We start from the raw sequence: 11,175 nt of genomic DNA on the forward strand, positions 1-11,175 counted from the left end.
TGAGTATATGGATTTTTTGATATTATTTTATTTAACAAAAATATAAATTATTTATTTTTTAATTAAAAGTAAACGATTAGAATTATATATACAATAATTACATGTTAATATTATTTATATTTTTGTGGATTATATCTATTATTTAATGGTAGTAATAGATAAATAGCTTTGAGATTATCTCTGTGAATAATTTTATTGGGAATGATTATAAATCGATGATATTCTAACGATATATATAGAGAAAAGTGATTTTATTATTATATTTAAATAATCTTAGTTTAATGGAGCCTTTGTAATAAGGCTCCATTAAATTTAGATAAAATATAGAAAAAGCATAATCAATTTATACGACATTAATATTTTCATTCAGGCAGAGGTATCTGTAAGAAATAAGCAACGATATCTTGAGATAGGTTACTATTAATAACCACAAGATCATCAACAGGTGGTTGAGTACCGTCATTAACTTCCACTAAATTCATGCCATATTGATTGGCATAGGCTTTAATATGTTGAAAAACAACTTGCTTATTGAGATCTAATTTTAAAATAGGTGCTGTAAAAGATAAATCTGGCGTGAGTTTGGTGTAACCCTTATCTTTCACAAGCAGAACAATCTTTTTAAATCTGTTAATTAATTTCTCATCTAATTTAATCAATGGCTCATAGATAGTCGGAATCTTTTCTAATCCATCCAGGTTCCAGATGAGGGAAATGACATCTTTTTGATTATGAACCCTTAAGAAATGGCTCTTATAGCTGGTTGCTGACGAGTGGTTAAAAACAGATTTAGTGTAAGAGGCAAAAATGTCATTACCGGTATTTGGGCTGGCAAAAGAGCAAACATGAATACGAATATTGTTGTTACCCTTATTAAGGTATAAGCGTTTTAAATATAACCCAAGGGTAGAAGCGAGAATACCACCCAAACTGTGCCCTGTGACAGTAATATTATGTGTGCCTTTTTCCGAAGCAATTTTATTAATTGCTTCAATGAGTGATTCTCCATGACCGGGAATATTGTTACTTTTTACTTGATTAACAATATAGTCTAATGCTATGTGTGTTCCATAAGAGATCTTAGCGTCTTTAAATTCTTCAGGAATGTTTTGATCCCAAAGTGACCAATTTACAGTTTCGTGTACAGCAAAGTTTTCAACCTGCCAGTTAACATCAGACCATGATCCACGGATAACGATGCGATAATCATGAGGAATTTTGCGATTTTTTACAATGAATAAAACGTGGTCGTCCTTATTATCTCTAGTGTTTTTTCCATTATCAACACGAAAAACAGCGGGTCCCCAAATAATAGAAAATCTATTGGCAGTGACTTTGCTCTTTTCCAATGATGCTTGAATGTTTTCCGCAACCATAGTCGGTTCTGGTTGTTCGGTTATGATACTTCCTGCACCGCTGATAAAGCTGAGCGCGAGATTTATTCTTTGATCTTTAAGAGAAATAGTCATTTTTACTCTCCATTTTTATGATATAAATATTGATATTGTGTTTTGGTAAAAACATTAATATTCAACTCTTTCAGTACTTAATGCATTAGAATGTTTTATTTTTCTTGCTTTGTCGTAAAGATTCTAAACCCATCGTGGTGTTTATCTCTTCACTGCTACTTCATGCTCACGATTTATTGATAAGAATGGCTTGCAATATTAGCTCCTATTGGAATAGTAGCTTAATCTTATTTTTAAATAAAAAACAGAATCGAATTTTAAGTTAATAATAATAATATTTAAATTTACAAATATATTTATTTCATTATTTTGTGTAACTCTGATTGACAAAAAGTAATATTAACTGATAAGTGTAAAATGAAATTAACAAACAGGATGGTGAAATGTAACGATATGGGTGTCATTTGATTGGCTGCTATCTGATGATCGAAAGATATATCTATACCCAATGGATTTCAAGATGCATCGCGACGGCAAAGGAACGAATCCCCGGGAGCATAGATAACTCTGTGACCGGGGTGAGTGAGTGCAGCCAACAAAGAGGCAACTTGAAAGATGACGGGTATATTTTGTATATATTGAATAATTAAAGGGCATAGAATAAATATGCCCTATGGCATTTAATTATTTTTCAAGCGGCAGAGCATCATCTGCTCCCCATTCAGCCCATGAACCGTCATATAAGTAAACATCTTGCTTGCCGATGATATCTAAACCCAGTACCAAAACGGCAGCGGTCATACCTGATCCACAACTGGCAATAACCGGTTTGTTTAAATCGACATCTTGTTTATGGAAAATATCTGTAATTTCACTTGCCGATTTAAAGTGACCATTTTCTACTAACATGTTCCACGGAACGTTTTTACTACCGGGAATATGGCCCATTCTTAATCCAGGGCGTGGTTCTGGTGCTTTAGCTTGAAAACGATCCGTTGCTCTGGCATCGACAATTTGGATTTGTGGATCATTTAGCGCATCCAGAATGTGTTCCAGGGATTTCACTTTGTCAGCATCTAAATCGGCATTAAAGATCTGAGGATTGCGTCGTACTTCACCGGATTCTGTTGGTAATCCTGCCTGTTGCCAGCCTTGTAAACCGCCATCAAGAATACGGACGTTATGGCTACCAAATATCTTAAATGTCCACCATGCGCGGGGGGCGGAGAACATATTGCCTTGGTCATAAATCACGACTAAATGATTTTCACTAATGCCCATTGCGCCAACAGCTTGGCTGAAAGTTTGCGGATCGGGCAGCATATGAGGCAATCCACTTTGGTGATTGGCAACTTTGTCTAAATCAAAAAATTGGGCGCCGGGGATGTGGGTATCCAGCCAAAGTTTATGGCAATCAATTTGTTGAGGTGGTGGTGGTGCGGTTGCATCAAGGATGACGATATTCTCATCATTAAGATGATCTTTTAACCATTGTGGAGTGACAAAGTATGCGTTATTCATGAGGTTCCTCACTAGACACGAAGATGAATTGGATACAAAGATAAAATGAGTGTCACGGCCCGTTATTGTTGTTGTATCGGTGCTGTGGTGGTCTCTTGCTGTTGACTAATTGGTGATTCTATCGGTGTGGTTGAGCGGGTATACATATTAAGACCCGCCAAGAATACGCCGCCAATTGAACCAAATGCAAAGATAGCGATGAAAATGATAGGGAACTTTTTCATTGTTGTTCTCAGGTGTTGTAGAAAATAGGAAGTATATAGCGTTCTGAATAGCTGGCAAGGTGTTCACCAATTTATACCCTTCATCTTTCAAGTTGCTGCTTTGTTGGCTGTTTTCACTCACCCCAGTCACATCGTTATCTATGTTCCTGGGGATTCGTTCACTTGCCGCCGCGCTGCAACTCGAAATCTATTAGGTATAACAAACGTAGTTGACCAATTGTCGCCTCGACATGAAGCTGATTTCATTTCTGCTCTGTGGGACAATAGCGCCCCGGTTGTATGGCAGAGAATTCAATGGCGCTTTCTAATTCAATAAAAAATCAGATAAGTCAGTGGTATAAAGCATTACCTCAACATATTAATGGTTTTATTTCTCGTGCTCCACAGCGACAGATGATTGCCGAAGTTGCAAAAACGCTTGCGGATCAGGAAGGGCGCCATTTGGTTATTGAGGCGCCAACCGGCATCGGTAAAACCCTTTCTTACCTGCTGCCTGGCATTGCTATCAGTAGAGCGGAAAGTAAGCCATTGGTTGTAAGTACGGCGAATGTCGCTTTACAAGATCAGATTTATAGTAAAGACCTGCCACTGTTGCGCAAAATTATTCCCGATCTGAAATTTACCGGTGCTTTTGGTCGTGGTCGTTATGTATGCCCACGCAATCTTGAAGCTATCTGTGCAACTGATAGTGAGCAGATCGATCTGATGTTTTTGGTTGAGGACAAAACAGAGCTTGCCAATAGCGAAGAGAGGGAATTGTGTCGTCGGTTGCGTAGTGATTACACAACCTTTGCCTGGGATGGGGTGCGTGATCACCATAAACTGGCTTTGTCCGATGCTTTGTGGGTGAAAGTGAGTACGGATAAAGCAAATTGTCTGGGACGTAACTGTCAGTATTATCACCGTTGCCCATTTTTTATTGCTCGCCGTGAGATCGAAAATGTAGATGTGGTGGTGGCTAACCATGCGTTAGTGATGGCGGCATTGGAGAGTGAATCGGTACTCCCTGATGCTAAAAATTTGCTATTGGTACTCGACGAAGGACACCATATACCGGATGTTGCCAGGGATTCTCTGGAAGTTGAGGGGGAAATCACCCTGTTTCAACTTAATGGTCAATTAGATACGTTTGTCCGTCATGTTGAGCAATATCTGGTGCAATTCCATCCGGCAAAGCCACCACGCTTAGCTAATGCCAGTCGCCTGAATGAACACAGTGAAAAACTACGGGAGTGCTTTAAAGAACTCGCTATTATTACTCAGGCATTTTTGCCTGAAAAAAATGAAGTAGATGAGTATCTGTTTGAGATGGGTAAGTTACCGGATAACTTGCTACTTTGCTGCCAGCAGCTATTTAAACTGACCGACGGTTTACGGGGGTTGGCAGAGGCGATACTGAATGATTTGACTGAGCGAACGGCTAAACAGGATATTGTCAGATTACATCGGTCTATTTTGCAGACCAGCCGCGCATTGGGATATTTTGAAAATATGGCTAAGTTGTGGCGTTTAACAGCGCTGGAACAGTCATCTGGGGCGCCGGTATCAAAATGGCTTAAGCGCCGTTATGAGAAAAATCAATCGCACCTCTACTTCCATTGCTCTGGCATCAGAGTCAGCGAACAACTTGATCAACTGCTTTGGCGTAGTATTCCTCATGTAGTCGTGACATCGGCAACGCTTCGTTCTCTGAATAGTTTTTCTCGTATTCAGGAGTTGACTGGGTTAACTGAAAAATCAGGCGACCGTTTTGTCACATTGTCATCACCTTTTGATCATATGCGGCAGGGCAAATTGGTTATTCCCAAAATGTCGTTGGAGCCGACACTGTATAATGAAGCCGCTCATTTGCAAGAGATGGCGTGTTATTTCAGGGCTCAATTGCTGAGGCAGCAACATAAAGGCATGTTGATTTTGTTCAGCAGCCAGAGGGCGATGGATATTTTTCTCTCTTATGTGACAGATTTACGCCTGATGTTACTGGTGCAGGGGGATCAACCACGTTATCGGTTAGTGGAAACACATTGTCAGCGTATCAATGAAGGGCAATGTAGCGTATTGGTTGGATTGCAATCTTTTGCGGAAGGGTTGGATTTAAAGGGGGATTATCTGTCCCAGGTTCACATTCAAAAAATCTCATTTCCGCCAGTGAATAATCCGGTCATTATTACGGAAAGCGAGTGGCTGAAATCACTTAAACGTTATCCTTTTGAAGTGCAGAGTTTACCAAGTGCTTCTTTTAGCCTTATTCAGCAAGTAGGAAGGCTTATCCGTAGTCATGAATGTTATGGTGATGTGGTGATTTATGACAGGCGCTTACTGAGCAAAAGGTATGGCCCAAGATTATTGCAGGCGCTGCCCGTTTTTCCTATTGAACAGCCGGAGGTTATTTCAGAGGCGGAAATTGGCAATATAAAAAAGATAACTGAAACTCACACCTAGCGGAAGCAAGGCGATAACTATGCTCATAATGTTTCCTCTCATCCGCTCTGTTTTTCGTGCACTGATAATACGAATAACCTCGGTACCATCTAGGATTTATAATTCCTATCAATCAAGGATTAAGTCGTTGCAGCAAGATGCGAAAATTGGAATCCTGTTGCTGCAACTACGCTACGCAGAGTTTTGAGTGTTGGATTGCCTTTCGGCGACAGTGTGCGATACAGCGTCTCACGAGAAACGCCTGCTTTGTCAGCAATTTGCGCCATTCCTCCACGCGCCTCTACTACGTGGCGTAATGCCATTAGGAACGCTTCCTGCCCGCCTTCTTCATCCATATCAACAAAAGCCTGATGCAGGTAATGCCGCACAAATTCAGGATCTTCGCGGAGAAGTTGCACCATAGCATCATCATGTAAACATGCTTTAGCCATAATCACCTCTTTAAGTAATCTTCCAGGCATTCAATAGCCTGCGCTATATCAGCATTTTGGGTGCGTTTATCACCCCCCAGTAAAAGCAAAATAATCTCATTACCAACCTGGCTGTAATAAACCCTGTAGCCTGGCCCTTGATCTATACGAAGCTCCCAGACGCCTGCTCTGCATGGTTTATGATCACCAAAATTTCCTGTAGCCATCCGGTTAACCCGCGACGAAATTTTTGCTTTCGCTATCGGATCACGAATCCCTTTCAAGAATTCCATGTACAGATCCCGTTTATCGGGAGTGAGGTAATGTTTAATCGTATTCATTTGGCGTACTGTAGCCTTAAAGCTACAATGCTGTCAATATAGCTGGGGAGTATTAATGATATCCCCATAATAAGTACCATAAGAATAGCCAGACATCTCTGTTGATGTGGCTGCAATTCTTTTTTTGATTTAAACGATAGTTATAAGTATAGAAATAAATCTACCCAAAATCGGGATTTATTTTCACTCTTAGTAAAAAATGCCACCCTTTTTATAGGGGCGGCTAATTTGGTAAATATAATTAATAAAAAAAGGCGATTTATCCTACTTTTTTCAGAAAACAGGTTTTCAATACTAATCCTCTGATTTTATCTGTGTTACATTCGACTTCATCTTCACGATGAGTAAGACGGATATTTTTAATCAAAGTGCCGCGTTTTAACGTTGCTGATGTGCCTTTTACTTTTAGATCCTTGATGACCTGTACAGAATCGCCATCATTAAGTACGGTGCCATTACTGTCTTTTACTTCGTTATCCATTTTATTATTTCCTCAAGTTATTTCTGAAAATAAGTGTGGATTATAGACAATTTGTGCTGATTTTTAAAGAATATGGTTATACCCGTTATCTTTCAAGTTGCCTCTTTGTTGGCTGCTTTCATTCACCCCAGTCACATAGTTCTCTATGCTCCTGGGGATTCGTTCACTTGCCGCCGTGCTGCAACTCGAAATCTATTAGGTATAAATTCGTCCGTGTGGAGGGAATTTTATGATGTTTTGCCGTGTTATAAGATTTTGGGTGATGAAAGGCTAATGTAAACAGGCTCCCGTTGTTAACAGGAGCCTGTAAGTCTTAGAGCTCTTAATATGACGGCTCTTTATATTTTACTGCTCAACGCTTGCTTCAATAAACCATAAGAATTTGTCGAGATCACGGGAGGCGGCGGTTAACATATCTGCGGTGTTTTCATCCTCAACTTCATCCATCGCTTTATGAATATCATTAGCGACAACAGCATAGCGGTCAGCTAATGCTTTTAGATGATCCTGCACGTCATGGATATTTGTTGGGTAGCTTTTCAGTACGGTGTGTCTATTAACTTCTTGTACGGTGCCGAGAGCTGTTCCACCCAGTTGTACGACTCTTTCGGCAAAAGTATCTGTATGTTCAGTAATCGTGGCGCGAAAGGTATCCAGCATTTCATGGATGGAAATGAAATTTCTGCCGCGCATGTTCCAATGTGCTTGTTTGGTAAGTAGCGAAAGATCAATAAATTGGATCACCATATGGTTCAGAATTTCAATTGTTTCCTGTTTAATATCATCATCGATATCATTACGCGTATAAAGTAGTGTGGATGTCCCTGATTTGACTAATTTAACTGTTTCCATAATAATTTTTCTCTTGGTGTTGAAGGTGTTAATAATAGGTTTTTTATTGATGAGATGAATGTAGCTCGATATCAGGTTTAAATCATATAGCTTATTCCTATTAAATCAATAGTTCATTTTTATAGGAAAATATTTACCATAAAATTTTTAGAATAATATTGAAAAATATAATAATTTATTGGGTGAACCTATGTACGGCATTTAATCATGAATGATAACTTTTTTATTTATAAAAAAACCGGAGAATGATTTTATTACTCCGGTTTTCTTTTTATCTCGATTAAATGAAATGATTAATCGACTGAGGTGATTTTAGGTTTTCCTTTTATCGTTGATGTAGAACCGATAGAGGCGAAAATAATACAGAACAGCGCTAGCCATTGAGTCATAGTTAAATGTTCATTCAGAAACACAATACCGGATAGCGCACCTAGTGCGGGTTCAAGGCTCATCAGAGTACCAAATGTTTGTGCAGGTAAACGAGTCAGAGCAATCATTTCCAGTGTATATGGGAATGCAGTAGACAGAATGGCAATTGCCAGCGCCAGAGGGAGAATAGACATATCGAATAATAGTTCTGGCCCTGTTTGTATCAAACCGACAGGGAAAAATATCATAGCAGCGATAAATGAACCAATAGACACAGTTGCTGCTCCATAGCCTGCGCCAGCGCGTTGGCCGAAAATAATATACAGTGCCCAACAAACACCTGCGCTAAGTGCGTAAATAATCCCTATAGGATCTAAACTATCAATATTATTATTGCCAATGGGTAACAGGAAAGCTAAGCCGGCGATAACCAATGCCACCCAAAGAAAATCTATTGGTCGGCGTGATGAGAACATCGCTACAGCCAGTGGGCCAGTGAATTCAAGGGCCACGGCAATGCCTAAAGGAATAGTTGTCAGCGCCATATAGAATGTATAGTTCATTGCACCAAGAGCAATACCATATGTAAGCAGCGGCATGATTGATTTTCGGCTAAAACGCAGGCGCCAGGGTTTAAAAATAATAAACAGAATGATAGTTCCAATACCTAGGCGCAGTGCGGTAACGCCCGGCGCGCCGATAACCGGAAATAGTGTCTTGGCAAGAGAGGCACCGCTCTGAATTGATGTCATGGCAAGCAGTAACAGTATTACAGGTATTAATGGAAAGGCACTCTTTTGGAGCTTGGAAGAAGACATCCGGGCAAAACCTCAATTAAAATTAAGTGATGTGACTGATAATTTTCGCAGTGAAACGTAGATAACTCAATAGGTTTAGAGAATATAATTTTAGCGAAATATTTTTCATTTATTAGACCATATTATATGGTTATAGTGAAATTAAATTTCATTATTGGAATATAATTCTGATGTGAATTTACATTGTATTTTAATATGTCGATAATTTAGGGATTATAGGTGATGAAGATATTTCCTACAATCTGGTTGATACTTGATTTCATATCATAATAATTAAATATAAGTTATGATTAATGCTAATATATTGAATATGAAAAAACCATTCTTATTTTGTTTTTCTTGGTATCAGCTTTATATATCCTATGTATTTCAAGGTGCATCGAGACGGCAAGGGCGAATCCCCGGGAGCATAGATAACTATGTGACTGGAGTGAGCGAGTGCAGCCAACAAAGAGGCAACTTGAAAGATAACGGGTATAAGTGAGTTGTATGATTGTGATACTAACGTATAATTCTAGTTTTCATGTGAAGATAAAGTGGCAGGAGATGAGATAATGAAAAATATTGCTGTTTATTGTGGTTCAAGTCTAGGTATATCTGAAATCTATAAAGAAAATGTCATTATCTTCGCAAAGGAATTGGTTAAACGTAATCTTACGCTCATTTATGGCGGCGCCAGTGTGGGTATTATGGGAACTGTTGCTAATACGGTTTTGGCAGAGGGCGGGAAAGTGATTGGTGTTATTCCAACATTATTGGAAGCACGGGAAATATCACATAAAAATCTGACTGAATTATACGTTGTTGAAACTATGCATCAGCGTAAAAACAAAATGATTGAATTAGCTGATGGTTTTGTTGCTTTACCTGGTGGCTTTGGTACGTTGGAAGAGTTTAGCGAGGTATTTACCTGGAGTCAGATTGGGTTACATACGAAACCTTGCGGTATTCTTAATATTAATAACTTTTATGATCCACTAATTGCTATGATTAATAGAATGGCTGATGAACAATTCTTGCATGAAAAATATCGTCATATGGCAATAATTGAGCAAGATCCTGCCATCTTACTCGATCGTTTTGATACTTATCGGGCACCGTCTGTAAAAACATATTAAAATCAATTTTATAGTGAAAAAGAAATATCATTGTAGTGTTATAAATAAGGTACTAGAAAATAGAGTTGGAACTGATAAGAGAATTAAAAATAGCGGCTAAAAATCACCATTTGAATCAGGTTGAGTTAATTGTATTAGCCAAAATGAAAATAAGATCCACTTTAATGAAAGAGAGGATGATACAGAAATGAAAAAAATAATCTGCATTCACCTTTGATTAAGGTAGGGAAGATATTAATTCTCGAAATAAATAAACCATTCCTGTTGCATAAATATTTATTTAAATATTTTACCACAGGAATGGTTGTTAATATTAATGGCTAAATATTAGCTTACAATCATATATTCTACTATTGGATTGTTACCGCCGTCTGCTGTATAGGATAAGTGTAAATCATCACCTAAATAATCGGTTGAGATTGAGTAGCTGCTGCTGCCAATCAAAGGATTGTTCCATGTAATATAGATACTATAAATTTCGCCTTTGTTATCTACAAATACATAGGTACAACGTCCTGAAACACCACCTAACAGGCTGTTTGAATCACTTCTCCAAATAGCTTTTCCAGGCGTGTTATCATTGCTTCTATTAATTACTTGAGGAGGAAGAGTGGTCCACTCACCTTGATCCAGACGGATAGAGTCCTGAATAAGCTTAAGTTTATATATTGATTTGTTAGTTACTTTTGCAATAACGCTGATTGGCGCTTTTAAGGAAATTGCTTCGATCTCTGACATAGTATTACCTCTTATTATTGATTTTAAAAATATAATTAATAGATTCCAAGATTTTAATTCAACCTGTTATGGTTAGATAAAATAACTTGGGATGAAACCAACTTTCTTAGCTATATTTGATAGCTTATTTTTACTTCTTATTAGAATTCCGTTTCTTCATGTTTCCTGAATTTCAGTCTTTTTATATCTCGGTTTTTTTATTTATCGTTACCACCATTTTATGATCGTCTTTAATAATTTTTATCCTTTTAAAAGATTAGAATTAAAAACAAACTATCTATTAAATGATGTAGATAAAACGCTTTATTTTGCCTCGATGTTTTTTAAGATACCTTTTCTCTCAGATAAAAGTCAATTTTTTTACTCTTTGTGTTTTATTATAAAATAACAACCGGTTAATTATATTTTTGTACCTAAAAACGTAGATATAAATGATAAAATATGTCTATGTT

General features: G+C 37.9%; 11 protein-coding genes. 2 read left to right on the plus strand and 9 right to left on the minus strand.

From position 1 onward, the window contains the following. Positions 1 to 362 precede the first annotated feature (362 nt). The 3 genes from V2H77_RS02030 to V2H77_RS02040 form a co-directional block, all read right to left on the minus strand. A complete protein-coding gene (locus V2H77_RS02030) occupies positions 363 to 1,469 on the minus strand; it encodes a lipase family protein (protein WP_341497462.1) in 1,107 nt (368 codons plus the stop codon). Between the two features lie 624 nt (positions 1,470 to 2,093). After that, the gene (gene sseA, locus V2H77_RS02035; protein ID WP_341497463.1) at positions 2,094 to 2,930 is read right to left on the minus strand and encodes a 3-mercaptopyruvate sulfurtransferase; all 837 of its coding nucleotides are present in this window, start codon (positions 2,928 to 2,930) and stop codon (positions 2,094 to 2,096) included. 62 nt (positions 2,931 to 2,992) lie between these two features. Next, complete coding sequence (locus V2H77_RS02040) at positions 2,993 to 3,154, minus strand: hypothetical protein (RefSeq protein ID WP_167337841.1); 162 nt, start codon at positions 3,152 to 3,154, stop codon at positions 2,993 to 2,995. 294 nt (positions 3,155 to 3,448) lie between these two features. Here V2H77_RS02040 and dinG point away from each other — a divergent pair, with 294 nt between their 5' ends. After that, positions 3,449 to 5,596: an ATP-dependent DNA helicase DinG gene (gene dinG / locus V2H77_RS02045; protein WP_341497468.1), complete on the plus strand. Its 2,148-nt coding sequence runs from the start codon at positions 3,449 to 3,451 to the stop codon at positions 5,594 to 5,596. 119 nt (positions 5,597 to 5,715) lie between these two features. On the opposite strand, the gene V2H77_RS02050 is transcribed toward dinG, so the two are convergent. From V2H77_RS02050 to rhtA, 5 genes are all read right to left on the minus strand, one after another. Next, positions 5,716 to 6,027 (minus strand): addiction module antidote protein, encoded by a 312-nt coding sequence (locus V2H77_RS02050; protein WP_341497464.1) that lies wholly within the window; start codon positions 6,025 to 6,027, stop codon positions 5,716 to 5,718. 2 nt (positions 6,028 to 6,029) lie between these two features. Further along, positions 6,030 to 6,347 carry a type II toxin-antitoxin system RelE/ParE family toxin gene (locus tag V2H77_RS02055; protein WP_341497465.1) on the minus strand — a complete coding sequence of 106 codons (318 nt, stop codon included), beginning with the start codon at positions 6,345 to 6,347 and terminating at the stop codon, positions 6,030 to 6,032. Positions 6,348 to 6,606: 259 nt separating this feature from the next. Then, positions 6,607 to 6,828 carry an alkylphosphonate utilization protein gene (locus V2H77_RS02060; RefSeq protein WP_049583467.1) on the minus strand — a complete coding sequence of 74 codons (222 nt, stop codon included), beginning with the start codon at positions 6,826 to 6,828 and terminating at the stop codon, positions 6,607 to 6,609. A 345-nt stretch (positions 6,829 to 7,173) separates the two neighbouring features. Further along, entirely contained in the window at positions 7,174 to 7,680 is a 507-nt protein-coding gene (dps, locus tag V2H77_RS02065; protein ID WP_341497466.1) for a DNA starvation/stationary phase protection protein Dps, read from the minus strand. Positions 7,681 to 7,973: 293 nt separating this feature from the next. Continuing rightward, the gene (gene rhtA, locus V2H77_RS02070; RefSeq protein ID WP_265380446.1) at positions 7,974 to 8,867 is read right to left on the minus strand and encodes a threonine/homoserine exporter RhtA; all 894 of its coding nucleotides are present in this window, start codon (positions 8,865 to 8,867) and stop codon (positions 7,974 to 7,976) included. A 554-nt stretch (positions 8,868 to 9,421) separates the two neighbouring features. On the opposite strand from rhtA, the gene V2H77_RS02075 reads away from it, so the two are divergent. Further along, entirely contained in the window at positions 9,422 to 9,985 is a 564-nt protein-coding gene (locus tag V2H77_RS02075) for an LOG family protein (RefSeq protein ID WP_341497467.1), read from the plus strand. Between the two features lie 327 nt (positions 9,986 to 10,312). Here the strand turns inward: V2H77_RS02075 and V2H77_RS02080 are convergent, their stop codons facing one another. Continuing rightward, positions 10,313 to 10,723 (minus strand): hypothetical protein, encoded by a 411-nt coding sequence (locus V2H77_RS02080; protein ID WP_049583463.1) that lies wholly within the window; start codon positions 10,721 to 10,723, stop codon positions 10,313 to 10,315. Between the last annotated feature and the right edge of the window lie 452 nt (positions 10,724 to 11,175).

Source organism: Photorhabdus sp. P32 (assembly GCF_038085095.1).
Taxonomy (GTDB): Bacteria; Pseudomonadota; Gammaproteobacteria; order Enterobacterales; family Enterobacteriaceae; genus Photorhabdus; species Photorhabdus luminescens.